This is a genomic window from Alteromonas sp. ABH4_452 (assembly GCF_056311825.1).
Genome location: NZ_CM149973.1, coordinates 3,667,881 through 3,693,462, shown reverse-complemented (window position 1 = coordinate 3,693,462; position 25,582 = coordinate 3,667,881). Strand labels below are relative to the sequence as shown.

At 44.3% G+C, this 25,582-nt stretch carries 22 protein-coding genes, 1 tRNA gene and 1 riboswitch; of the genes, 16 read left to right on the top strand and 7 right to left on the bottom strand.

The genetic code is table 11. From position 1 onward, the window contains the following. Together ACYX4N_RS15855 and ACYX4N_RS15850 are read left to right on the top strand one after the other, a co-directional pair. Nucleotides 1–612: an energy transducer TonB gene (locus tag ACYX4N_RS15855; protein WP_474808114.1), complete on the top strand. Its 612-nt coding sequence runs from the start codon at nucleotides 1–3 to the stop codon at nucleotides 610–612. A 2-nt stretch (nucleotides 613–614) separates the two neighbouring features. Next, nucleotides 615–1,880, top strand: coding sequence for a tetratricopeptide repeat protein (locus ACYX4N_RS15850; RefSeq protein WP_474854126.1), 1,266 nt, complete (start codon nucleotides 615–617; stop codon nucleotides 1,878–1,880). A 153-nt stretch (nucleotides 1,881–2,033) separates the two neighbouring features. Here ACYX4N_RS15850 and ACYX4N_RS15845 read toward each other — a convergent pair whose 3' ends face one another. Further along, on the bottom strand, nucleotides 2,034–4,310 hold the full coding sequence (locus ACYX4N_RS15845) for a GNAT family N-acetyltransferase (protein ID WP_476054702.1): 2,277 nt from the start codon (nucleotides 4,308–4,310) through the stop codon (nucleotides 2,034–2,036). Between the two features lie 59 nt (nucleotides 4,311–4,369). On the opposite strand from ACYX4N_RS15845, the gene ACYX4N_RS15840 reads away from it, so the two are divergent. The 10 genes from ACYX4N_RS15840 to ACYX4N_RS15795 all read left to right on the top strand — a co-directional run bounded on the left by ACYX4N_RS15840 (nucleotide 4,370) and on the right by ACYX4N_RS15795 (nucleotide 12,309). After that, nucleotides 4,370–4,795 carry an acyl-CoA thioesterase gene (locus ACYX4N_RS15840; protein ID WP_025254437.1) on the top strand — a complete coding sequence of 142 codons (426 nt, stop codon included), beginning with the start codon at nucleotides 4,370–4,372 and terminating at the stop codon, nucleotides 4,793–4,795. Nucleotides 4,796–4,924: 129 nt separating this feature from the next. Continuing rightward, nucleotides 4,925–5,028: riboswitch (TPP riboswitch) on the top strand. Nucleotides 5,029–5,083: 55 nt separating this feature from the next. Further along, on the top strand, nucleotides 5,084–7,174 hold the full coding sequence (locus ACYX4N_RS15835; protein WP_476054701.1) for a TonB-dependent receptor: 2,091 nt from the start codon (nucleotides 5,084–5,086) through the stop codon (nucleotides 7,172–7,174). 14 nt (nucleotides 7,175–7,188) lie between these two features. Next, a complete protein-coding gene (locus ACYX4N_RS15830; RefSeq protein ID WP_476054700.1) occupies nucleotides 7,189–7,452 on the top strand; it encodes a hypothetical protein in 264 nt (87 codons plus the stop codon). Further along, complete coding sequence (pnuC, locus tag ACYX4N_RS15825; protein ID WP_476054699.1) at nucleotides 7,452–8,096, top strand: nicotinamide riboside transporter PnuC; 645 nt, start codon at nucleotides 7,452–7,454, stop codon at nucleotides 8,094–8,096. The genes ACYX4N_RS15830 and pnuC overlap by 1 nt, the downstream gene beginning before the upstream one ends. After that, the gene (locus tag ACYX4N_RS15820) at nucleotides 8,062–8,922 is read left to right on the top strand and encodes a phosphotransferase (RefSeq protein WP_476054698.1); all 861 of its coding nucleotides are present in this window, start codon (nucleotides 8,062–8,064) and stop codon (nucleotides 8,920–8,922) included. Before pnuC ends, ACYX4N_RS15820 begins: the two co-directional genes overlap by 35 nt. 187 nt (nucleotides 8,923–9,109) lie before the next feature. Continuing rightward, nucleotides 9,110–9,186 (top strand) — tRNA-Trp (locus ACYX4N_RS15815). A 356-nt stretch (nucleotides 9,187–9,542) separates the two neighbouring features. Then, nucleotides 9,543–10,211, top strand: a complete 669-nt coding sequence (locus ACYX4N_RS15810; protein WP_476054697.1) for an alanine acetyltransferase — start codon at nucleotides 9,543–9,545, stop codon at nucleotides 10,209–10,211. Between the two features lie 9 nt (nucleotides 10,212–10,220). Beyond that, on the top strand, nucleotides 10,221–10,721 hold the full coding sequence (gene rimI, locus ACYX4N_RS15805) for a ribosomal protein S18-alanine N-acetyltransferase (RefSeq protein ID WP_476054696.1): 501 nt from the start codon (nucleotides 10,221–10,223) through the stop codon (nucleotides 10,719–10,721). A 133-nt stretch (nucleotides 10,722–10,854) separates the two neighbouring features. Next, nucleotides 10,855–11,151, top strand: a complete 297-nt coding sequence (locus tag ACYX4N_RS15800) for a 2OG-Fe(II) oxygenase (RefSeq protein ID WP_474854141.1) — start codon at nucleotides 10,855–10,857, stop codon at nucleotides 11,149–11,151. A gap of 228 nt (nucleotides 11,152–11,379) precedes the next feature. Beyond that, complete coding sequence (locus tag ACYX4N_RS15795; RefSeq protein ID WP_474854143.1) at nucleotides 11,380–12,309, top strand: DMT family transporter; 930 nt, start codon at nucleotides 11,380–11,382, stop codon at nucleotides 12,307–12,309. Between the two features lie 7 nt (nucleotides 12,310–12,316). Here the strand turns inward: ACYX4N_RS15795 and ACYX4N_RS15790 are convergent, their stop codons facing one another. Beyond that, complete coding sequence (locus ACYX4N_RS15790; RefSeq protein WP_476054695.1) at nucleotides 12,317–13,213, bottom strand: LysR family transcriptional regulator; 897 nt, start codon at nucleotides 13,211–13,213, stop codon at nucleotides 12,317–12,319. 192 nt (nucleotides 13,214–13,405) lie between these two features. On the opposite strand from ACYX4N_RS15790, the gene ACYX4N_RS15785 reads away from it, so the two are divergent. From ACYX4N_RS15785 to ACYX4N_RS15770, 4 genes are read left to right on the top strand one after another with little or no spacing between them, the layout of a single operon-like run. Beyond that, the gene (locus ACYX4N_RS15785; protein ID WP_476054694.1) at nucleotides 13,406–14,605 is read left to right on the top strand and encodes an MFS transporter; all 1,200 of its coding nucleotides are present in this window, start codon (nucleotides 13,406–13,408) and stop codon (nucleotides 14,603–14,605) included. Nucleotides 14,606–14,615: 10 nt separating this feature from the next. Beyond that, nucleotides 14,616–15,524, top strand: a complete 909-nt coding sequence (locus tag ACYX4N_RS15780; protein WP_476054693.1) for a TIGR03571 family LLM class oxidoreductase — start codon at nucleotides 14,616–14,618, stop codon at nucleotides 15,522–15,524. Between the two features lie 21 nt (nucleotides 15,525–15,545). Continuing rightward, nucleotides 15,546–16,382: a 2,5-didehydrogluconate reductase DkgB gene (dkgB, locus tag ACYX4N_RS15775; RefSeq protein WP_476054692.1), complete on the top strand. Its 837-nt coding sequence runs from the start codon at nucleotides 15,546–15,548 to the stop codon at nucleotides 16,380–16,382. Between the two features lie 30 nt (nucleotides 16,383–16,412). Next, nucleotides 16,413–17,348, top strand: a complete 936-nt coding sequence (locus ACYX4N_RS15770) for an alcohol dehydrogenase catalytic domain-containing protein (protein WP_476054691.1) — start codon at nucleotides 16,413–16,415, stop codon at nucleotides 17,346–17,348. Here the strand turns inward: ACYX4N_RS15770 and ACYX4N_RS15765 are convergent. The 5 genes from ACYX4N_RS15765 to ACYX4N_RS15745 all read right to left on the bottom strand — a co-directional run bounded on the left by ACYX4N_RS15765 (nucleotide 17,343) and on the right by ACYX4N_RS15745 (nucleotide 25,119). Then, complete coding sequence (locus tag ACYX4N_RS15765) at nucleotides 17,343–19,100, bottom strand: diguanylate cyclase (protein WP_476054690.1); 1,758 nt, start codon at nucleotides 19,098–19,100, stop codon at nucleotides 17,343–17,345. The genes ACYX4N_RS15770 and ACYX4N_RS15765 overlap by 6 nt on opposite strands. A 162-nt stretch (nucleotides 19,101–19,262) precedes the next feature. Then, on the bottom strand, nucleotides 19,263–20,294 hold the full coding sequence (locus tag ACYX4N_RS15760; RefSeq protein WP_476054689.1) for a DUF2955 domain-containing protein: 1,032 nt from the start codon (nucleotides 20,292–20,294) through the stop codon (nucleotides 19,263–19,265). A 30-nt stretch (nucleotides 20,295–20,324) separates the two neighbouring features. Continuing rightward, nucleotides 20,325–21,398 (bottom strand): HlyD family secretion protein, encoded by a 1,074-nt coding sequence (locus ACYX4N_RS15755; RefSeq protein ID WP_476054688.1) that lies wholly within the window; start codon nucleotides 21,396–21,398, stop codon nucleotides 20,325–20,327. Beyond that, nucleotides 21,395–21,850 carry a MarR family transcriptional regulator gene (locus ACYX4N_RS15750; RefSeq protein WP_476054687.1) on the bottom strand — a complete coding sequence of 152 codons (456 nt, stop codon included), beginning with the start codon at nucleotides 21,848–21,850 and terminating at the stop codon, nucleotides 21,395–21,397. Before ACYX4N_RS15750 ends, ACYX4N_RS15755 begins: the two co-directional genes overlap by 4 nt. Before the next feature lie 284 nt (nucleotides 21,851–22,134). Beyond that, nucleotides 22,135–25,119 (bottom strand): TonB-dependent receptor plug domain-containing protein, encoded by a 2,985-nt coding sequence (locus tag ACYX4N_RS15745; protein WP_474854162.1) that lies wholly within the window; start codon nucleotides 25,117–25,119, stop codon nucleotides 22,135–22,137. Nucleotides 25,120–25,582: the final 463 nt, after the last annotated feature.

Genomic DNA, 25,582 nt, shown 5'->3' with positions numbered 1-25,582 from the left:
ATGTTACGTATAATTGTATCTATACTTTTAGGTGCTGGTGTTGCATTTGCCCTTTTCGTTCTAATGGCTAAGTTGATTGAAAACTCATCTAGACCAGCAGACGAAGTTCCGCCTGCACCGGTTATCGATATTGTAATGCAGGAACCAGACGACCAGACGCAAACGCGTACTCGTGTTCCACCACCACCACCGCCTCCGCCTCCACAGCCTCCTAAAATGGAGCAAGTAGAGCCGGAAACAGCGGAACCTGATGCAGATGGCTTTAGCTTAGCTATTCCAGCTATCGACACAGGTGGTGTTGGTGTAAACATCGGTGGTGTTGGTGCAATGCAACGTGACGGTGAAGCTACACCTATCGTTCGTATCGACCCGAAATATCCACCTGATGCAGCCCGTGATGGCCGTGAAGGTTGGGTAAGACTGTCTTTCACGATCAACGAAGTTGGTGGTGTTGAAGATATCGAAGTTATCGAAGCTGAACCTAAGCGCGTATTCGACCGTGAAGCACGTCGTGCTCTACGTAAGTGGAAATACAAGCCTAAGATCGTTGATGGCAAGCCAGTTAGACAGACAGGCATGTTCGTACAGCTAGACTTTAAACTGGAGCAATGATCATGATGAAACGTACATTCAAAATGTCAGCCGTTGCTTTAGTGCTAGGCGCAGGTGCGGTGCTTTCAGCACCCGCTGCTCTAGCGCAGTCGGCACCTGTTGTTTGCCCTGGATATGAAAAGGGCAAAACAACGCTAGTAGGTGAGCGTACCGGTAAGAAAGTTCAAAAAGCTTTTGAATTCTATAATGAAGACCAGCTTACCGAAGCGTTAAATGTACTTTATGAAATCGACCCTTCAGACGATTTTGATAAAGCTTACGTTAAACGTTTCATCGGTAACTTATTGGCTTCACAAGAAGGTCAGGGCGTTAAGGCGTTAAACTATTTGGTCGACTCTGTTGAGCCAAAAGTACTTAACGACACAGAGCACTCTCAAACACTTAAATTGATAGGTGATTTGAGCATGCAGGAAGAGAAGTACACTGATGCCATCAAATGGTATAACAAGTGGATGGAATTTACCTGTAAGGAAGATGCTGATGTGTACACTCGTCTAGCGCAAGCTTACTTTGAGTCTAAGCAGTTAGCTAAAATGATTGAGCCAGCAGACAAGGCAATTGCTTTGTATGAAGAGCCAAACAAGAACCCTTATGTTCTTAAGCTAACTTCTTACTACGAGCGTAAGATGTACCCTGAAACGGTTTCTGTAGCGGAAGATCTTGTTAGTACTTTCCCTCAGGAAAAGACTTGGTGGTCGCGTCTTGGCTTTTTCTATATCTTGGTTGAAGACTACAAAAAGGGTCTTTCAACGCTAGAACTTGCATACATGCAGGGTTATCTAGAAAAAGATTCAGAAATCAAAACGCTTGCTCAGCTTTATCAAAGTAACGGTATGCCTTATAAGGCTGCTAAGCTTCTTGAAAAGCACATGAAAGAAGGCTTGTTGAAGAACGATGCTGATATGATTGCAAACATTGCTAATGCATATCACCAGGCTAAAAACTTTAAAACAGCGGCAAACTTGTATGCACAAGCTGCGGCTAAGAGTTCAGACCCTGAGCATTATCGTAAACAAGGTACGCTTTTACTTGTAGCAGAAGACTATAAAGGCGCTATCAAAGCACTAGAGAATGCTCTAGAGCGTGGCGCTGAAAACCCTGAGAAGATTCACTTCACACTTATGGAAGCGAATTTCTACGCGGGCAACTTTAGATCTGCATACAAGCATGTACAAGAAGCTAAGAAAGATCGCTCGCTACGCCGTAACGCGGCAGCGTGGGAACCTTACATCAAGGAAAAAGCTAAAAACCGCGGTATTAATATCTAATATTCGGATTTAGCCAAAAGCCTCCCTCGGGAGGCTTTTTTTTTGCCTAGTAATTTGTAGTGTTTAAAAGATAAGTAAGACGAGAGTTAAGGTAAAAGGCTATAGGATAGTAAAAAACACGCCTGTAAAAACTAATAGTTAGGCTTAGTGTTTTTACTGTAACTGGTCAAAAGCAGGGCGCAACTCAGTTCTTATTAATGAGGTAGCTTCTTTCAACCCATTTACGTTAATGCCATTATTTATTAAAACACCCTCGATTCGCTTTATATCTATGAACGAATTGCTGAATAGGGTTGTTAGGTAGCTTTTTGCATTTACCACCTCTATCAGTAGGTCTAACTTTTCCTGCGTATCCCCAGTTATTCTAGGCATATTGCGGCTATCTCGGGCATTACTTTGCGCTTTAAACTGAGCGTCAGATTGCGCTTCTTTCGACAACTTATGCAAAATTGGCCAAACATCTTCTAACGTTCTTGTACCCTGAATAAAATGACTCAGCTTTGCTATATAGATTTCGATCACGGTTTTGGAAAGTTCATGCACATTGGTGGCGTCAAAGCTTGCTTTTAATGACATAAGGTTAGCTACAAGTTCAGTTGTTTTAGGGGAAAGGGGCAGCACAGCTAACGCGCTCGTCTCACCACTGGCCTTGTTAGGTTTTCGGCCATAATCAACTATGTCAAAACCATTTTGAGTCCAAAAGTTATCTAGCTTCAATGTTGTCCCGTAGGACGTGCAAGTTGCATCTATGGACTGTTCACGGGCTGCGTTAACGACTTTATTAACTACATAACTACCCAAGCCTCTCCCCTGAAGTTTCGGATGTACAGCAATACGGTTAATTCTCCAATAATTATACGTGGCAGCTTTAGGAGTACTAGAAAGCAGGGTAAGCCTTTGCGCGGCTAAATGGCCTTTAGGACGGCGCTGTCCCGCAGCAATACCAGTTGATACATGGGTTAATCTAATCCCACCTTCAATATTTATAATTGCGGCTGCTAACACAAGAGTGCCCAACTTCAGTGTGGCAACCATTACGTCAGGACTATCCAGTAAACGCATAAAATCGTCTGGCGTGGTTTGGTAGTGCGCCAGTGCAAGCAGAGTCATGACTTGCTGAAGCGTGCTTTCGTTTAAGTTTTCAAAAGAACTTATACAGAATTTGCATCTCTCTATTAATTCAAGGCTGTCTTCTGACTCAATACCTGTGATGTTATCGTCGGCATAGCTGCCCTCAAATAAACATGCGCTGTCAAAGAATGCTTCAACAGGGTCGTTCTCAAACCATCGCAGGGGGGTCGACAGGGTTAAATGAATGCTGTCGTTAGGCAAGTTAGGAACGAGTTTATGAATAAACCCGTTTCCTGAACCCTCATAGCCTTGCAGCGTGGTGCTCAAAATCCACTGAGGGTTTGTTGCTATGATACGGTTTATGGCTGGAAGGGGCATTGAGGCGGCCTCATCGACTACAACAAGGTCATACGCTGTATGGTTTTTGTTGTATAGCAGTTCGCTGTCAGGCGGTACCCATTTTACAGAGCCTAAGGACCTTCTTCCGTTTTCGACCGCTCGGTGTTCTTGATTCACAGAGTCGGTATGATGAAACTGACTGCCTGTTTTCTTGCTGTCATCAAAGTGGTGAAGATGAGACATTACGTTAGCAACGTTTTCACGCTGCTCGCTGGTAAGTAACACGTTTTTACCCTTCCTCACTAGGCTGTCAATAAATATACCTAACAAAGAAGATTTACCTCTCCCCCTCGGAGCAGTGATCAAGGCGTTCAACTTATTTAACGAGTAAGACTGGTACAAACGGCCGTATGCGCTTTCTTGTTCTTTGGAACGAAATAGCGAACCTCTATAGGCATTATCTAAGGAAAGCTTCTCTACTCGATAGGTTGCTAAATCCGGTAGTCTAGCTGTGGATTCAGTAAGTATTGCTATTCCAGTTTCGGCATGCAGGCAGTCAATAAAGCGTGCCAGGTATCGGCTATGGGCGAGTGTAAAGCCTTCTGAAAGAAAAGAAACTGAAGCATTGCTGCTCCACTGTTCCAACTCAGGACAGATAAGTATTAAACACCCGTGGTGTTTTACTATGCCTACCACTGCCATTGCATCACCAGGCTTAAAAGAGTCCCTACAATCCAATGTCGCAATATCGTACTCGCTGCCAAGCACTTTTTTCCGTCTCTTTCCTTTTAGCTCTGCACTAGTAAAGGTCGCTACGCTCAAAGTGGAAGTGTCATCAGCTAAAGTTTGAATAATGGATAGTGCGGCTTCACAGAACGTATCATGACCAGAAATTACCAGCATTCTTCGGTGAAGTGGGTAAGTTACGTCTGATAAGAGTGAGCTGTTTTCGCAGCCATTGTCGCAGCTTTTTTTACTATAGGGGGCAAGAAGCCATTCGCGTAATTGATTTAGCGCCATGAATCAGTTTTTTCGGTATAATCTAACGCTATAGTAGCGATTTATTGTGAGGAATTCGAATGCGCTTTCTTTCTCGGCGTTTAGTTATGCCAAATGATCTTAATTACGCCAATTCTTTGTTCGGTGGCCGCGCGTTAGAATGGATAGACGAAGAGGCTGCCATTTGGGCAATCTGTCAGTTAGAGACCAATTGTTTAGTGACTAAGCATATTGGCGAAATTAGTTTTGAATCACCAGCGATGCAAGGTGATATTGTAGAGTTTGGTCTGGAAACCAAAGCCGTAGGCCGGTCATCTATTACCGTAAGTTGTCTAGTGCGCAACAAGGCCACTAAGAAAACTATCTGCTTTGCAGATGACATTGTATTCGTAAAGGTTGACCCAGATACTCGCCAACCGACGGCACACGGCAAAACGTTAGAAGGCTTAAAAGCACAGACAGACGATGAAGTACGTCGACTCAATATGAATATTAACGCTGAATAGCCTTGGGCTTTGAAAGCCTTATATCATATAAAAATTATGATCTTAGCTTAATGTCTTATCTGCTTGACGGCGTGTATCTAACTGGTAGACTCCGTCGCATACGTTGAGGTTGCAATTTGCGCAGCCCAACACTATACCAAGGGGTGTCCGTTTACGGTCTGAGATCCACACACGTGGGAACCCTTACACCTGATCCGGATAATACCGGCGTAGGGATGGTTCACAGCATAGCCTTATCACCTGCCGTTAGACCCGGATCTTTTTTCTTAAATAAGAACAAGAGATCCCATGTATAAAACACTTTTCACACTATCATTGCTAGCAAGTTCTGTTGCTGCCTTTGCGCAAGAATCTGCAGCAAACAACTCGTCAAAAAACACGCTTTCTGATATTGAACGAGTCGTCGTATCTGGTGACTTTCGACAAACTACACTTGACCAGCTAAGTGCTAGCGCGACGATTTTAGATCAAGAGCGTCTTCGCAGCAGGCAGCCAAGTCACATCGACAGTGTGTTAAACAGTATTCCAAACGTTAATTTTGCAGCGGGTGCTTCTCGTGGTCGCTTTGTGCAAATTCGAGGTATTGGTGAGCGTAGCCAGTTCGCTGAACCAATCAACCCTTCCGTAAGCTTTATTGTCGATGAGTTTGATTTTTCAGGCCTAGCTGCAGCAGGTATCATTTTTGATACCAAGCAACTAGAAGTCTATCGCGGACCTCAGGCTACGCTTTACGGCACAGGCGCACTCGCTGGTGCGGTTAAGCTTTCTAGTAATAATGTAGGTAGCGACGCACCAGACTACGTAGAAGCCCGTATTGGTAACAAAGAAAGTTATCGTATTGAAGGGGCAACGGGCGACGATATCAATTCCGATTGGGGATATCGTGTAGCGCTAGTGCATAACCGTAGCGATGGCTTTGTAGAAAACACCTTTCTAGATAGAAGCGACACTAACAATATCGATGAGACCGCATTGCGCTTTGCCGTTGAAGGCAGCGTAGACGAACGAACCACGCTTGCACTTACCTACCGCTGGTATGATATTGACAACGGCTACGATGCATTTTCGCTCGATAACGATAACAAAACACTGTCTGACGAGCCAGGTTTTGACGAACACCAAACGCATGCAGTAAGCGCACGCTCAACTACTAGTACAGCCGCGGGCGACTTCATCCTTATTGCCACTCATGCGTCTCATAACATCGCGTATGGATACGATGAAGATTGGACATTCGATGGCTTCCACCCGTGGGGTTATACGTCTTTTGATGCGTACTACCGAGATGTCGAAACCCAAACCGGTGAGGTGCGTTTTGTGTCGTCTGACAGTGCTGCGCTTTTCGACGGTATGACAGACTGGACGTTAGGCGTATTTTATAAAAACACAGAAGAAAAGTTACTGCGTCAGTACACATACCTTGATAGTGACTTTGCCAGTGAGTATACACCAACAACTACCGCTATCTATGCTCAGACTGAAAGCCGTTTGAACGAGAATTTAGTGCTTGTAGCTGGGGTCAGAGTAGAAAACTATGACTTTGATTATGCCGATAACAACCAACTTACACGCGCGTTTGACACCACCATGGTTGGCGGAAAGGTAGCGCTTCAGTATACGCAAGGCGACCACTTCTACTACGGCAGCATTTCACGGGGTTTTAAAGGCGCAGGCTTTAATCCCGACAGCCGAGTAAACGATAATCAACGTTTCTTTGATGAAGAATATAACTGGAACTATGAAGTGGGTGTAAAAGGCCCGCTGCTTACGCCTGCTCTTGTTGCTCGCGCTGCAATTTTCTACATGGATAGAACAGATACGCAGGTAAGTGATTTTGACGTTATCACTCGCAATGACGGCACGGCAGGTTTTGTAGACATTATCGATAATGCTGATTTGGGTACAAACAAAGGGGCCGAGCTAGAACTGAGTTGGTTTGCTAGCGATGCATGGCAGTTAGATGCAAGCGTTGGTTACCTAAGCGCTACATTTGAAGGGTATACACTAGCAGACGGTACTAAAGTATCTGAGCAAAGACAGGCTCAGTCACCAAAGTGGACCGCAAACATTTACAGTGAGTACACACTTACAGACACCATGCTATGGCGCTTAGATATAGACTATAAAAGCGAATACCGTTTTTCTGACGGCCATGATGTAACCGCGCCAAGCACAACATTGGTTAATTCTGAAATTGTAGTGTTACACGGTGATTGGCAGACCTCACTGTGGGTTCAAAATGCTTTTGATCGCGAATACTACACCCGTGGATTTGGTGGTTTCAGCAATGACCCTCGCGATGAGTATGCGTTTAATGAACCATATTACCAAATAGGTAACGGCCGCCAGTTTGGTATCACTGTTAAATACGCGTTTTAAAAAAGGAAAAAGACATGCAAGTTATGGTTGAACTGTCGTTGTACCCTTTGGTAAACGAATATATACCACCTATTCAAGACTTCATTGATAGGTTAAATAGCTATAGCGATATCACGGTGACAACATGTTCTACTAGTACCCAGGTTGCGGGGGATTACGCTGTGGTTATGAAAGTGCTTGGTGAAGAAATGCAAAGGACCCATGAAGAAGTAGGGCAGGCTATTTTCGTTGCTAAGTTTTTAAACTTCGATGCTATGCAAGCAAGAAAGTCATCTTAATGACTAACTTCTTTTCTGAGTTCACTTCTCAAATTGCCGCTACTTCACTGTTAGAGTGGGTAGCGGTTGTCCTCGCCATTGCCTATGTGTTGTTAGCTGCTAAACAGAACAGCTGGTGTTGGCTGTGCGCCTTTGTAAGTACCGCAATTTACACCTGGTTATTTTGGCAGGTGACGTTGCCATTTCAGTCTGCGCTTAATTTCTTTTACATGGTAATGGCGGGATACGGTTATTATCAGTGGTCTAAAGGGGCGGAAGATGGCGAGGTAAAGCCAGTACTTCATTTGCCGCTGTGGGTTCATTTGCTCATTGTGCCGAGTATGTTACTGCTCGCTTGGGCTCTGTCTGAAGTGGCAAGCTCACAGTTCAATAGTGAGTACCTACTATTAGATGCGAGTATCAATTTATTGAGTGTGGTTACCACATTTATGGTGGCCCATAAGATACTGCAAAATTGGGTTTACTGGTTTTTCATAAATTTAGCTTCGGCATATTTATACCTGCAAGTGGGCTATGCATTGTCTGCCTGCCTGTTCCTAGGTTACGTAGGCTTTGCGGTATTTGGATACTATCAATGGCTTATTCAATATAAGAAACAAGGTGAACAGGTTGGATATCCTAGCCACGCTGCAAAAGGCACTTAATCTTAGCGACAGTGCAAATGTTTCGGTACATCCTGCTGGCGCGGTAAACCGTGTTTATCGTGTTCAAGACCCAGCTAATAACCTGTTAAGTTTGGCTGAAGGTAACCCTCAAATTAACGTTCGTCAAAAGTGTGAAGATGTGCCCATAGATTTAGCCGTTAAGTGGTTGGGTGATGATGATTTCAGTGGTGTGGAACGTAAACATCAGTTTGCTCTACAGCAACGGCTATATGAAGAGGGAATAGCGCCGCAACCAATTTGGTTAAGCGATGATGAAACAATCTGGGTAGAACAGTGGGAAAGTCATAGTGCAAGCGCTAAGCTTTCTTCAACTAGACGTCCTTCACACATGTTAGCTGAAACCTTAGTGCGCATTCATTCGTTGTCTATTACCGCAAGGCCATTAAACCTAGTTGCGAGATGGCAGCATTATTGTAATGCTGCAAAACTTAATAAGAGCAGTGATCTTTACTTGAGGGCGCGAGCATTTCAAAACAACGTAATCAAAAGTGAGCAAGTCGATGAAGACTGCGTGTTGTGCCACAACGACTTGTTGATTAATCACCTATTGATTGGTACCAACAACTCGATAAAAGTCATTGATTGGGAGTATGCCGCAATGGGAAATCGTTACTTCGACTTAGCAAGCTGTTGCCTTATCAATAAACTTAACAAGAATGAAAGCGAAGAATTAGTTGCTCACTATGCAAATGTCATGAATATTGACGAAGGCGATGCATTGAACAAGTTCAAGCTACATTCTGACATTGTCCATATAACAAACGACCTGTGGTTTGCCGCGCTCAATGCGAATAAAAGTAACTAGACACAAAGCGTGAAGCGCTTTAGGCTTGCCTTTGCGTAAGGCTAGTTCAATGGTCAGCTTAAACAGGCATATTTGACGTTATTCGATTGAAAAAACAGCGTATTGCGTGTTAATTAAGCATGCAGTACATGGTAGTGATAAAAAGGCTTTACCTTTTTAATGTCATCCGTATAATGCACAGCGCGCTAGGGGTGTAGTTCGAATTGGTAGAACAGCGGTCTCCAAAACCGATGGTTGGGGGTTCGAGTCCCTCCACCCCTGCCACTTTTTCTTCTTGTGAACGATTCAGTTCAAATAAACAAACTTCTTTGTAAACTACTTATCTCGTTTTTTCTACAAGCCTATTTTTCATAGTTTTTATTCATAGTGCTTACTATTAGTGTTTTGCCACGTGAGTTTAAATACTCAATAGCCTAAGCGTTAGCTAATGCTTTAAGTCGTAATGCTTGTAAAGTAAAAGATTCCAATGCCTCTCTGGCTGATGGGTAGTATTTATTATTCTTTGTGTGCATACGGCATAGCGCACTTTAGGTAAAAGAATGCGATAGTTATTCATTCAGCTCAGCAACTTTAGTAAACTTGGGCAAACAACGGTTTATTTACTTTAGGTCTTTTACGCAATGTCTCTTACTTCATATCAGCAGGCGGTATTACAGGAAATGGGGATCCCAGTGTGGATCACTAAAGACGCCCATGCGAAGATGAAAAAGCAGGAAGGCTTAAAAGAAGGCAGTACCTCAGCGTCAAAGCATGGCGCGGCTGTTAGTACATCGCCACAAACACCTTTTAGCCAAAACGGTCAGGAAAATAAACCGCAATCAACGCCAATCTCTCAAGAAGAAAAGCAGTCACGCCTTGCCCAATTAAGGGCAAATGTAGGCAGTAGTGCAAAAGACAAACCTAAGCCTAAAGATGCTGTCACAGCCGAAATGCCTACTCGTCGCGCGCTATCAAATGAAGCAACTGAGCAAAATGTCGCGAATAAATCAGAAGTCATGAACGGCGAAGCTAAAGGGTCTGCATCGCCAGAAGGTATTCCGTTAAGTGCCGAACAGAGAACGAAGTCACAGCAATGGCTGAAAGACTTGCAGCTAGCCTGTGTTCAGTTAGGTATTCCGTCACATTGGGCTAGCACCATAATGATTGGGCGTACGCTATCAGTAACTGAGACTGCCATTATATTGCCAGCCACACCGCTTAAACTCACCGCCACGCAGAAACGGGCGTTATGGGCACAGCTCGTCAGCGCGGGTAAAGCGTTAAACAACGCTTCCGTTGCGCCCCAATAGTCTAAACCTATGAAGTTAGTCATCGTAACGCCTGAAAGCTTTGATAAGCATATTGAGAGTGCACATGTTATCCATCAGCACTCGCAAGTCGCACCTTGGAAGTTAAGCACCTTCGCGGATTGCTTTACTAAACCCTATTACGGAGTGTTTGCCATTGAAGGTGACGAGGTAATCGGCTATGCCATTATGCTTGAAGTTGTTGATGAAGCAACGCTAATGGATATAGCTGTAGATAAAAACGCTAGAGGTAAAGGAGTCGGGCGGGCTTTAGTTGATTTTGTCGTTGAAATGTCGGTGAAACATGGCATGAAGGAAATCTGGCTGGAAGTTCGTGAAAGTAACTACACGGCTATTTCTCTGTACGAGAGTTCAGGTTTTGAACATATCGAAACTCGTAAAAACTATTACACCGTAGAAAGTAGCGATAACGACAAAAGCGGTATTAATGGAAATATCGCACAAAAAGAAAACGCTAAAATCATGAAGTGGGCAAACCCAAACCTAATCTAGTCTATGGCTCCACCGTTAGCCATATACGTTTCACGCATATTAAAGCACTATCCGAACTCAGCATATGCTTCCCAGCACTTAGCCCTGCGTGTTTAAATTGCACCATGTTCTCGTCATCCAAGGTGAAATTAGCATGGCCAAAGTGCTCAACAAGGCAATAGTTTCGTCAAAACGTTTTGCCATAAATGTGGTTACCTATAAAGAGGGACATCGTGTGTTAGAACATAACGACCCTATGGGAAGCGGGCGTTATTTTAAATTTAACGTAGTGCTAAAAAAGCCTGAGCTGGGTGGCCAGTTTTGGGCGGAGAAAGTGATTTTTAATTTATTCAATCGAATCTACTTCTTTCGACCCGACAAATACATGCACAGTGTCAGTAAAATAGAGAAGGGAGAGCGTAAGCTACTCTCCATTGCCTTGTACCTGTAAATCATATTTTTACGTTGCGGCGAAAGACCCGTATAGCAAAGTTTCCACGGGTTTTTAAAAAGTTGACCATTTGGTCGACAAAATAACGTCATTACACGGCAGGCTAGGTTTCAATTCACCGCCATTTCACTTATATTTGCGCCCTTAAAATTCTCCGCCTACATTCAGCTTACTCGGCGGTAGAAACTTTTCTTAACGCATTTCGTGTAATTGGATTTTTAAAAACGCATGTCTTCATTATCGGTGGCGGAAAAAGAGCAATCAAAAGGTATTAAAATGCTTTTGGTTGCGGTGTTGTGCTTAGGACTTAACTGGCCAGGTATGAAACTAGGGCTAGAGATCGTTGGCCCTGTGTGGATGGTGTGCTTACGCTTCTTGTTAAGCCTTCCCGTACTTGCGCTGTTTGTACTTATCACAAAAAAACGTTTACCGGTGCTCAATCGTAAAGATCGCTCGGTAGTTTTTGTCGTTGCGTTTTTCCAGTTTATCCTATCTATGGGGCTTATTACTGTCTCCCTGCAGTTTATCCCCGCGGGCACGGCCAGTATTCTTATTTATACCACCCCTCTTTGGATGCTGCTTATCGATACATTATGGTATCGGCAACGCCCGCCTTCTAAGCGATTAATCCTTACCGGTATTTCTACTATTGGTTGCGCAATGATCCTATTCGCCTCGGGGCAACCGGGAGCATGGCTACCCCTTTTTGGGATGCTGTTAGCGTCTGCATTGTGGGCGATCGCTATTCGCCGAGTGTCTTTTCATAAATGGAAAGGTAGCGTTATTGAGGCGGTATTCTGGCAATTCACCATTGCTGGTTTCGCCATGCTAGCTATTGCTCTGATAGTAGAGCCAACGCCAAATTTTGGGGCCTACGATCTAAGTGACTGGCTGTTACTTGCCTACATTGGGCCTGTGGCAACGGGCCTCGGCTTTGGTCTTATGGTTGCGGCTGGGCCCAAATTACCGCCAGATAAAATTGTGTTAATTAGTACACTTACCCCGATTGTGGGCTATGTAAGTTCTGTGATATTGCTTAAAGAAACGCTGCTGCCTATGGTTATGGCCGGCGCAATATTGATGATAGCAGCGCTAATCGTAAACGGCCTTTCACCAAGTATGCTTAAGAAAATACTAGGCAAAGGACGCACAAAGTAATGGCTGTTTAAAGCGTTAAGCGAGGTTGGATAAAGTCTAAAAACGCAGAGATACGAGACGATACGGCGCTATTTTTGTAGTACACCGCTTGCACTGATTCTCTGCGATTTGGACTCACAATATCCTCGCTAAACAAATCGACAAGCGTGCCCTCGCTAATATCCTTATGAACCATAAAGTGGGAAAGTAACGCGATACCTTGCCCTGCAATGCATAGTTGTCGAATGGTTTCACCGCTTGACGCATGAAGGCTGTATTGCAAGTTGATATCTTGCTTAAGTGGCCACTTATTCAAATTTGGTGAGCCGCTAAAACCAATCAGTTTGTGGTTACTCAATGAACTTGCGTTACCGCCATCTTCAGGTAAAGGATACTTTTCAAGGTACTGCGGACTTGCCACAATATGTAGTTTACTTTTTCCTAGACGTCTAGCATGCAAGTTAGAGTCGCTTAAATCACCAATACGTATTGCGATGTCGGTTTTGTGTTCTAACAAGTCGATAATGCTATCGTGACTGGTGATATCAAGCGTTATGTCAGGAAATGCTTCTCGAAATTCACCCACTAACGGCGCTAGCTGGTGGAATACAAACGGGCTCGCAGCATCAACCCGAAGTTTTCCAGAAGGGGCGCGTTTTAATAGCCGTAATGCTTCTTCACCTTTTTCTAATATGTTTAGCCCGTCTCTGGCATATTGCAGGAAAAGCTCACCTTCTTCTGTTAGCTCTAGCCGTCTGGTAGTGCGATTCAATAGGGTTACATCTAAGCTATCTTCAAGGCGGGTAACCGCTCTGCTGACTTTCGCAACCTGCTGATTAAGCAAATTTGCAGCACTGGAAAAACTACCTGTATCCACAACGGTTAGGAAGGCTTCTAAATCTTCAGTTTTTGATGAGACTGGCATTACACACCTTATATTTTCAAATATCGCAAAAGTATTTTGTCATTAGTGCTGTTTTTTGCAAATAAATTTATCGTCAAACTGTACGCACTTTATTAATGGCTTTCAAAAAACGGTGTAGTTGTTCGTTCTAGAAGCCAATGGTGGCGTTGTTAATCAAGCCATCTCGTTAATTACTTTTTGAGGATAATTGAAATGCCTATTGCATTATTTGCGTTAACGTTAAGTGCGTTTGCTATTGGCACAACAGAATTCGTGATAGTGGGGCTTGTCCCCACCATTGCTACTGATCTTGGCGTTACGTTACCGAGCGCAGGCTTACTGGTAAGCTTGTACGCCGTTGGTGTTGCCGTTGGCGCACCGGTTCTTACCGCCCTTACGGGAAAGTGGAATAGAAAGCATGTTCTACTTAGCTTAATGGCGCTATTTGTGGCTGGTAATATTCTTGCTTGGCAAGCGCCTAGCTACGAGAGCTTAATTTTAGCTCGCATATTGACAGGCCTAGCGCACGGAGTGTTCTTCTCCATAGGGTCCACTATTGCTACTGGGCTTGTGGCGAAAGAAAAAGAGGCCAGTGCTATTGCCATTATGTTTACGGGTTTAACCGTAGCTCTTGTGACCGGTGTGCCCTTAGGGACTTGGATTGGTCAAAATTTCGGTTGGAGAGCAACTTTCCTTGTGGTTTCCGCACTTGGCACACTTGCGCTAATTGGTAGTGCGTTGTTGGTACCGAGCAATCTTAAACAAAGTAAGCCTGCCACCTTGGGTGAACAAATGAAAGTGTTGGTTCAGCCTCGTCTGGTATTAGTGTATCTAATGACGATTTTGGGGTATGGCGGCACGTTTACGGCATTCACCTACCTCGCCCCTATATTGCAGGAAGAGGCGGGTTTTGCGCCCTCAGCCATTAGCTTAATTATGTTGGTTTACGGTGTATCTGTCGCGGTAGGCAATATTTATGGCGGCAAGCTTGCTGACAAAAAAGGCCCAATCCGCGCGCTAACAATCATCTTTTCAGCCCTTGCAGTCATCTTGTTTGCGCTGACATTTACCATGGGCAGTAAAGTTGCCGCAGTGATTACTGTTTTAGTGTGGGGGGCATTTGCCTTTGGCAATGTGCCAGGGCTACAGGTTTACGTTGTTCAATTAGCAGAGAAGTTTACCCCTAATGCCGTTGATGTGGCATCAGGTTTAAATATTGCGGCATTTAACATTGGCATAGCAGTGGGTTCCATCTTAGGTGGCGCAATTGTCGATGGCATGGAGCTATCAGATACCGCATGGATTGGTGCGCTTATTTCTGTCTCAGCTTTGGTTGTTACTCGCTACAGCGGCTATTTAGACAAGCGCGCACTCAATACTGCGAATACGGCGAATAATACAACGAGCGCGTAGGGAGGTCACAATGACGACAAATACCTTTGATAAGCTTGAACAACATACGTTCTCTGTAGGTGTAGAGCTTCCGTTAGATAACGACTGGGCACATTTCGACGCCACAAAAGGTACGCCGTTTGGCGTACCTGATATGACCGAGCATCACAGCCGTATTCAGCTAGCCGACAAGCTGGGGTTTAAAGCAGCGTGGGTACGAGATGTACCAGTTTACGACCCTAGCTTTGGTGACGCGGCTCAGGTTTTCGAAACCTTCACTTACTTGGGCTATTTAGCAGGTATCACAGACAATATTCTATTAGGCACAGCCGCTGTTGTTTTACCTCTTAGGCAGCCATGGCTTGTTAAAAAGGCGGCAGCAACGGTGCAGCAGCTAAGTAACGACCGCCTTATACTCGGTGTAGCCAGTGGGGATAGACCAGTGGAATATCCGTTGTTCGATGTTGATTTTGACAGTCGCGGCGAGCAATTCAGGCAGTCACTAGAGATTGTAAAGTACGGTGAAAATTCTCTTAAGCCTGGCATGTCACTGTTACCACGCTCAACAACGCAACCGTTGTACGTTGCAGGACTTGCACAGCAAAACCCTCAGTGGGTTGGCGAAAATATGGACGGTTGGCTAGCGTATCCAGGTACACCGAACGACCATGCAAAGCGCGTAGAACTATGGCGAAATGTCGCTGGCAACAAGCCGTACGTTAGCTTTATTCATCTTAATTTGGTTGAAGACGATGAAGCGCCCATAAAACGCCACCGATTCGGGGTTGAAACTGGTGTAAAGGGGCTTATCAAAGAACTCAATGCAATGAAAGAAGCGGGGGTTGATCATATTGGCCTGCACTTCAGACGTAATACGCAACCTGTAGAAGACGCGATGCAGCGCATTGCTGACAAGGTATTACCTCACTTTCATAAATAACGGAACCAACAAGGAGGCATCATGCCGAATGTAAATCAGTCACAATCTAAAATTCCTTCGCTAGGTGTAGGCACGTTTCGCTTAAAAGACGATGAAGCCTATAACAGCGTGACAATGGCACTTGAAGTGGGTTTCCGTCACATTGATACGGCGCAAATTTACGGCAATGAAGAAGCGGTAGGTCGCGCTATTAAAGACGCTATTGCAAACAATCTTGTTGCACGTGAAGACCTTTTTGTCACCACCAAGGTGTGGAACGACAAGCTGAATAAAGCAAGCTTTGTGGATAGCGTAAAAGAAAGTTTGGAAAAGCTTCAACTGTCATACGTTGACCTGCTACTCATTCATTGGCCGTCACCGGAAAATGGCGAAAGCATGGAAGAGTACCTAGGTGAATTGCTGCGCGTTAAGGAGCTAGGCCTGACAAAAGAAATTGGTATTTCTAACTTTACCGTGGCACAAATTGAAGAAGCGGTGAGTATCTTAGGCGACGGCGTTATCGCAACGAATCAGGTAGAGGTGCACCCTTATCTTACTAATGGAAAAGTGCGTGCAGCGTGCGAGAAGCATGGCATCACAGTTACAGGGTATATGCCGTTTGCTGTTGGCAAAGTGCTAAAAGACGAGACTATCACTGCGATTGCAGATAAATATGGTGTAAGTACTGCTGAGGTAGTCGTAGCCTGGGAGCTGGCCCATGGTTTAGTCACTATTCCATCGTCGACTAAGCGTAAAAACCTGGAAACCAATTTCAAAGCGCTTGAACTTACCTTAGATGCAGAGGATATAGCAAAAATTGATGCGCTAGATTGTGGCGACCGTCAAGCCAACCCAGATTTCTCACCTGCGTGGGACTAATTGGAAAAATCACCGTGTTAAGGAGCTTTTATGCAAGCTAACGTTTGGCAATTTGAACAGGCCGGCGCTGCACTGGTACAAGATGTACGGGAATTTTCTGAGCCAGAAGCAGGGCGTATTGTTGTGCGCAACTATGCTATTGGCATTAACCCAGTTGACTGGAAATTTATCGATGATAACCCGCGCGACTGGGAAAAAGGGCATATTCCCGGTGTGGACGGTGCGGGAGTTGTTGTAGCTGTAGGTGAGGGCGTTGATAACAGCATTCTGGGTAAGCGGGTGGCTTACCATCATAGCCTAGGTGAAAACGGAAGCTTTGCCGATCACAGTGAGGTGTACGCTAGTCGCGTAATGGTGGTGCCAGAAAGTGTTGATTTTGCGCTAGCTGCTGCGTTGCCATGTCCTATGCTTACTGCCTGGCAAGCGTTCAGTAAAGTGCCGGTCAGGAAGGGGGCTGACGTGTTAGTCAGCGGTATGGGCGCAGTTAACAAATTGCTGGCGCAAATGCTTTCACAAGCAGGTTTTAGTGTGCATGTTATCTCAGGTAGCTTTACGCAAGAGCAAGCCGATGAGATGGAGGTAACAGCCATTCATCGCAATAAGCCTGAAGGGCAAACCTTTTACGCGCTTTTCGATGCAAATGGTCCAGACTATGCGGCGTCATTCGTGCCGCTTCTCGAAGCTAATGGGCACGTGGTAAGTATTTTAGGTCGTATTGAAGAGCCTATTGATGCGCCTTTTACGCGCACTATTTCTTATCATGAGATAGCCCTAGGCGCGCTGCATGATTATGGCGATTTATCACAGTGGCAGCGCTTGGTGAAAAACGGAGAGGCGCTACTTGAGCAAGTCGCTGAGCAATCTTTAGTGGTTGAGATCCCCAATCTTTTCGAATTTGATAATTTGAACAAGGCGCTGCAATTTTCAAAAGAAGGTAAGCGAAAGGCGGTGGTTACGGTGTCATAAAGCCGGAACGATTAGGTTTCTTCCTTTATCTTTGGCTACATAAAGGGCTTTATCAGCTCGCCTAAAGGCTTCGACAATATCGTCGGAGCCTTTACATAATGTCCAACCTATACATGCTCCCAGTTTCCTGTCATCTATAGATGCAATCGCTAACTGATTTATGGCACGGTGGACGATTTCCAATTGTTTTGCAAATTCCTCGGCTTCGCTAAACTGACTATCATTAGGCTTTGTAATGCGCTTTGCAATGGCAAACTCTTCACCACCATAGCGCGCTGCTACTTGTCCCTCATCATTAAGCGGCGCAAGAATATTAGCAATGCCCTTTAGTACTTCGTCACCTACATTGTGCCCAAATGTATCGTTGATACTTTTGAAGTGATCTAAGTCGATTAGCGCAATGGCTAACGCATCATGATCGTGTAAGCTTTTATCAAACGTATTGTCCACGAACATATCCAGCGTACGACGATTGGGCAACTCCGTTAAACTATCTTTGGAAGCCAGTTCTGCTAGAGTGCTATTCGTTTGTTCGAGCGCAAGGGTACGCTCTTTTACCAGCGCTTCTAATTTAGATGCCTGTTCACTTTTTAATTGTGCAGTTTCTTTCTGGGCGTCTCTTTCCCTTTGAACAACTTTCACCATATAGCTGGCGGTAAGTGCAACCATAAATAGGCATGTCATAACTAGCCCAGACATAAAAGTGGCGATGGGCTCTAAATAAAGCTCGACCTCAAAAAGTGCAATAATAGTAAGGACTAGGGTACTAAATGTTACTGGAAGCATAGCGGCAGCTAGCCACTTGGCTCTATCAGAGCCCCGCTTGTGCTCTACGACGATAACAATACCCGCTATCAGTATATAAGGGAAAAAGAGGACAACAGGAAGCTTTAAGGCAATATCTAATCCCACCGTTTGCCAAAGTAAAATACCCATAAAGGGCAACACTATGCAGAATCGTTTCACCGTCTTTGCCCCGTACACTTCGTGGTTGTCTCTGGCAAGAGTTTGAAACAATACCCAAAAGGCAGTAATCAATACCGAATAAATACTGATGGCATAGCTAATGTCATTCAAGCTTGGTGTATTTGGCCACAGTAGTTCAAATGCGTAACCGAACACGCGGAAAAACCAAAATGTTGTCGCAAAAATAAATGATGCAAAGCTCAAAAAAACTAAGTTACGGCTAGCAATATAGCCTAATGCACAAAGTAGGGTAAGCAGCCCCATTGCGCCGAAAAATGCCATATCCCGCTGCAAGGTTTTCATATACAAGTTACTGTAATACTCAGGTGTGGCGACCGAGAAACTGTATCTTAAAATCTCACCAGACATAGTGCCGGTAAACTCAGTATAAGAAGACGGCTGCAATACAGAGGGGAAATGATAGTTGGGCGTATTCACCGCTCGAGTACTGTAAGGTTTACTGTCGCCGGTTTCCCATTGATAATTGCCATCGGTGACAACTAACGTTTTCATTGCAGGGAAACTTATTGAAAACCAAACGGGAACTTGTGTATCTAACTGATTGTAAATACGAACTTTGAAATGCAAATACTGTGACGGCGACCTATCAATAACATCAGCGCTATACAACCACTCTTCTTCGCCGGTTATAATTGCTGAGTCACTTACCGCAAAAACTACATCGTTATCTAAAGACAACATAGTTTGTGAGTTATTGAAATTAGCTGCGTTGGCCGTCTGGCAACAGCATGCTATTACAAGCCATGCGAGCAATATTCGCAGCATTCATCGTCCTTGTTTTATTGGTTTTTTTATCTACAACTCAATATAGCACATAGTTTCAAAAATTTAGTACGCATCAAATAAAACATAAGTATAGGTAAATCGCCTATTTCTTGTTGCGTTTTTAGCGTGGATAACTAATTAAAGTCGTTAGAGAACTCGAAGCTAATAAAATGTGTGATGTCGTGTCACTTGATAGGCGTTGAGAGCGCGATGTACAACGTAAATAACACACAGGCTAAGTGCAATGGCAACCACTACCGATGAAAAGCGATACAGCGCACTATAAATAATATCCTGCTCAGGTGAGAGTGACTGGCCGTACAAAATGCCAAAGGTCGTTAGCACACCGAAGCCAGTACCAGCACCACCTCCGCCTAAGACATGTTGGCGGCTAATGAAAAACACCAATATCCACAAGCTAAAGCTAGCAAAAAATAACGTATCACTATAATTGAGTAAAATGAGCTGGGCGAGCAGGGCAAGATTACAGCCAATGAGTGTACCCAGTGCCCGTTGCCATCCACTCATCGTTGCGCCTTTCCAACAAAGTGGAAATAGTATCAAGACGCTTGCAGCTTGTGCTGATATCGAATCTACTAAGTCAAAGGTTTGAAACACAGCAAAGGATAATGTAGCGACTGTCGTACATAAGATAACTTCGTGACGAATACTCGCTTTATCTTTTGTCGCTTTGGGCAAAGGCGTGCGCGGCGCTTCATCGGGAAAAACAATATGCAAGGCGAATGCAATTATCAGTGCCAACAGAGTTGCACCTATGTTTGATATGACCAATGCATAAATATCTATTCCATCACTACTGTAGCTGGCAAAATGAAGTTGCAGCGATAGTCCTACAAGAGAAAAGGCCCCGAATAAATACAGTGTACCTTTACTCATCTGCCAAAACAAAAAAGCAAAAGTGGCGGCAATTAGCGGTGTGATCAGCAATGGGTGGCTGCCGAACAAGCCGTAGATCACTAAAACAGTAGCCGCAGGAAAGGTGGTTGCGGCAAGAAATTGTCGAACAATGTGACCGTTTATAACGGCCACCAGTCCAAGCAATAGAATTGGATACAAAGTGAAAAATATCGGATTAGGCCAATCCAACGCTTTCGATATAGCAAACCCTAACGTGGCACCTGACGCGATCCGAAGCATCTGCTGAACATCATTTTTACTTAGCTGTGATTCCATATTTTATGTCTAGTAAACCATAATTTAAGTTTAATAAATAAAGTGCAGTAAGCTTATAAAGTGAATTTGAATATTTGCTGCCGCCCTTTCAACAGGATTGTCTGGCACAATTTGTACGGTAGCGCGAGCACCACTGGTGAGATGTTTTAACGATATTTTTTGTTCATCAAGCTTAATATGGACTCTTTGGCGCTGCGCATCGCGTACCCATCGGTTCGATTTCTCAACGCTTGCAAGGGTGCCGTTGGCAGCGAGTTGACCGTCACTTACACCAGCTTCAAACTCAGCCACTTTCGCTTTAAACACTTTGCCAGGTAGCGCATCAAAAACCACATTAGCTTGAATCCCTTCCTTTACATTGGTTAGCGATTTCTCTCGAAAGTCTGCAACCACATCTAACGTATTATCAACTACCGAGGCAAGCGGCGTACTTTGCTTAGCATAAGTACCCTGAGTTACCTGCATGTTTGCCATGACGCCGTTATGCGGTGCTTTAATTTTTGTATAGGCTAAGTTTAATTCTGCCCGTTTGACCGCATTTACCGCGTCTAAATATTTCAGGTTTTTGTCGCCTTGCTTACCTCTAGCAACAACTTGCTGGTTTAGTTCGGCTTCAAGCGTACTAATTTCAGCTTCGGCGCTTTTAAGCTGAGCGTAGGCTTTATCTACGTTTTGTTGAGATACCACTTTGGTCTGCTTTAGGGAACGCAGCCGTTGAAATTCATTGTTACGCTCGTCGTAAATTGCGGATGCTGCCTCTAATTTGGCTCTTATCGCTTCTGCTTTGGCATCAATTTGAGCATTTTCTAGTTCCACATTTGCCAAAGCAATCTGCGCCTTCTCAAGCGCAATTAGGTAAGGTGTTTCGTCAATAGTGAACAAAACCTGTCCTTCTTTTACGGTTTGATTATTTTTGACAAGCACCTCATTAATCGGCCCATTTATCTGGGGTGAGATTTGTGTGACCTGATGATAAACCCTCGCCTGTGGCGTCATAGGCATGCGTATATCTGCAATAATGAAGTAGACAAAACAGATGGCGAAACCGACCAAAGACAGTTTTATATACCTAGCAAATTCCTGATCTGGTGTTCGTTGACTCACTTAAATGACTCCAACAATTTTGCTGCATTGGCTTCAATTTTCTGAACACATCTAGCCATAGTGCGTAATTCCTCGTCCGATACTCCTGCGTACACTTCATCTCGAAGTGCCATTAACGTACTTTCGATATCATTCATTCGGCCTTTGCCCATATCTGTGAAATAAAGCAAGCGACTTCGTTTGTCGTTATCACCTGTAACGCGTTTGATTAAACCCGTAGTTTCGAGCTGCTTGATAGTGCGCGTTAAACTAGGCATTTCTATTTCCAAGCTTTCTGCCACCATCTGCTGTGTACAGCCTTCACCAAGTAACGACATATGAATCATTACGCGCCATCTAGTCTCTGTAAGGTCGAGGTGTGCGACAGATTCAGTGACAGCTCTTCTGCACTTTTGCGCTGTACGGGCAAAAAGCGCAATAAGATGAAGTGGCATGGGTTCTGAAAATGACATATCGGCATCCTTGATTTTACTTAGCATGCTAACTAGTTTAATTATTTAGCATGCTAAGTAAATAATATTGAGATGAGGATGATATTTTGTAAGCTGAGCGCTTATTAGGAAAAGCGTAAATGGATAATTATATAGAGCTGTGTTTGTAACAGATGTATAGGCTTTAACTAAGTGCTGTTGAGCACTGAGCAAGTACAGGGTGAAGTGGAATATGCATAAAAAATAAAAAAGCCGTTTATTAAGAATAAACGGCTTTTGGCTTAGGTCCAAAGGGAGATTTGGATTTAGAATTTACCTCTAAACGAAGCAAACCAGTTTGTGCTAGTGTCGTAAACTGTTGGATACGTATTACCGTTACCAAGAGCTGGACCTGCGCCAGAGTAAACTGGAGGTTGCTCGCCAAGAAGGTTTAGAACACCTAGCGTGAACTCTAAATTGTCGTTCATGAAATAAGTGGCAGAGATATCAAGATAGTTGATAGCTTTGAATCCAGTCTCAAGTGTATCACCGTCATCATCGTTATCAGTTGTACCAAAGTGTCTCCAAGTCGCAGTAATATCAACGTCTAGGTTGGTATTCCATGTTGCCATAAATCTATGACGATACTCAGGGTTAGGTGCGCCACACGCGTTTCCGAAGAAGCCAGCACACTCAACAGTGTCACCACCAGGGAATGGTACTGTGCTTAGTTCATCTAGTAGCGTAGCTGCGTAGTCGAATCTTACATCACCAAGCTCTGTGTCGAAGTTATAGCCTACCTGAACATCCACACCCGAAGTTTTAAGCGTAGCAATGTTTAGGTTTGTTTGTTGGAAACCAACACCAAATGTGCCTGCTGCAAGTGAACCCGCAGAAGAACGGGTAATTAGGTTACAGAAGGTTGGGTCACCTGAATCAAGACAGTTGTCGAAGATAGTTTGAGCTGGAATACCAGCAGAAATCGCATCCTCTACTTCGATGTCGAAATAATCCACAGTAATCGAAAGACCTTCAATACTTGCTGGCGTAATTACAACACCAAAGGTTACAGTATCTGCAGTCTCAGGAGATAGTTGTGGGTTACCACCTGTTAAAGATTGTGTTTGACCCGAGATAACGTCAAGAATATTGCCGTATTGCGCAGCTGTAACGCCGGTACGCGCACAAGTTTCAAGTGACGCGATTGGGTTGGCGCCGGCACATGGATCGTATAGCTGTTCGCCGCTAGCATCGGTACCCGCTGGGCTTAGGTTAGGTAGACCTGTGTTTTGACCTGTAAATAAGTCAATTACGTTTGGCGCTCGAACAGCGCGCTGGTATTGCGCACGTAGTTTAACGTCATCTACTGGTGTCCACGCTAACTGGTACCCGTAAGCATTCGTGTCAAAGCTGTTTGTCGTGCCGTTACCGTCTGCGTCATAGTCGGAGAAACGATATTGTGCACTTAACACTAACTCTTCAGCTAACTCTGCACCAGAAATAAGAGGTATTTGAACCTCGGTGAAGAATTCACGAACTTCAATTTTACCAGCTACTGCTAGCGTTGCACCGCCTACACCGGTGAAACCACCACCTTGAACTTGGCTAATTTCATCTGGTGACGAAGCAAGTTCGTCTTTACGGTATTCAATACCAAATAACACGCCAATACCATCATCAGCAGTAGGGATCTTAATGCCGTAATCGCCTAAGTTAGCTTGGATATCGGCACCAAATACTTTTTGTGACGTTTCACCGTTTACAATACCAATACCTTGGATGAAGTCTAATTGATCTTGCGTTACAGAGCTTTCACCGCCAGGGCGTTGGAAGATGTTGTAAGGTACACAGCCGCCAGACTGGTCAAGACAGACTACGTTACCATCTTCGTCAGTGGTTGCTAACAGCGCTTGCTGTAGGTTAGCGACGACGAAATCGTTCGTAGCTGAGCTTTGGTCACGAGTTTCTGAGATTTGACCAAATACGTTCCACGCCCAGATATCATCGATGAAACCATTTAGACCACCAACGAAGCGCCATGCGCTGTTCTCAAGACGAGAGTTACGCGAGCCACCTTCAACGTTACGGTGAGATGCTGTGATTCCGCTTACGATTACATCGTTTGCAATATCGTCAGCCGAACAACCAAAAATATCAGTGAACGCTAAACCGCTGTTACCTTGGATGAATGGGTTTCCGCAGTTGATGTCGTATGCGCCGATACCAAACGAGGCACTTGGAGCAATCTGAGCATCACTGGTGTTGTTGATGTAGGAAAAGTCAGCGTAGGCTTCTAAATCGTCTGCAAGCTCGTAGTTACCTTTCGCATAGAAATGATAACGCTCAGAAGGGCGTTGGAAAAAGTTGGTTGCACCAAAGTTATAGGTTTGAGTCGGGCCGCCCGCGTAAGGAATAATATTTCCATCTTCTTCCTGGAACGCAAAGCCACCAGGGCCACCAAACAAGCGGAAGTTAGCTGAACCTACACAACCAAACCCTTCGAAACTTGCTGAGCCGCTGCTTTGGCCCAGTGTACACGCTGAAAAAATTCTATCAGCTTGGACGATCTCTTCGCGGTCTTCATATGACGCATAAATGGTTACGTTGCCTTTACCGTCGGCGGAAGATGCGCCAAACATTGTGTAGATAAGTGTTTCGTCGCCGTCCATGGTTGAACCAGGGATAGGCTGCTGGGCTGCGTTAAGCACGCCTTCATACAAGCCATTGTCGTTGTCAGCGTAGTTTGTGCTGAACTGACCGCCAAACTCTACGCCTTCGAAATCATCGCGAAGAATGAAGTTTGCAACACCACCAACAGCATCAGAGCCGTATACCGCTGATGCACCACCCGTTAGGATGTCTACACGTTCCAACATTTGCGTTGGAACTAGGTCGACGTTAGCTGCGCTGGTTCCCGAAGAACCATATGGGAGACGTTTGCCGTCAATCAATACCAACGTTCTGTTCGCACCTAAACCACGGAGGTTTAGTGTTGCAGTACCCGTTGAACCGTTGGAAACTTCTGATGCTTGTCCCGCGAATACTTGTGGAAGCACGTTAACGAAGTCTTCTACACGTAAGTTACCGCGAGCGGCTGCTTCAGCGCCTGATACACTCAGTACAGGTGTTGCTGCTGCAACATTGGGGTTTGAAAGTAAACGTGAACCAGTGACTTCGATTTTCTCGACCGGTTCTTCCTCTGACTCAACTTCTTCTTGGGCGTAGACACTACCAGAAAATGCCAACGATGCGGCAGCGCCAAAGGCGCAGGCAAGTCTCACCGACTTTGCCAGTTTGTGGTTTTTAAACATTGTAGTCTCCCTAGACTTTAATTTTATTGCTTTAATTATTTTTAGTGTGTTTTTTAGACACTTATTATGTATTGCACAACTTTTGAATATTATCAATAGCATATATGCGTAAAATCTAAGAAGCGGCTCTTTTTAATGAATATTTATTGTTATTTTATAAAAAGTTTAACTTTCAGTAATATTTTGCGCTTTTTTATACAGCAATATGATCAGGATAAGTCGAGGATATCTAAACAAATAATCGGATTTGGCGGTTAGAAATCAGCAGTAGAACTCTATTTTTTTATACTTTAGTTTAATTTTTTCTCTGTTTTGCGTAGCAGCTTCAAAAATAAAATATGCGCAAATTTAGAGAAAATGACGAATAAATTAAGACAAATGGCGTCAAAAATCGGAATGTTCAAAAATTCGTTTTGGGGTTGCTTTTGGGGGAAAGGTCAGCCCCATCGGACCGACTTTTATA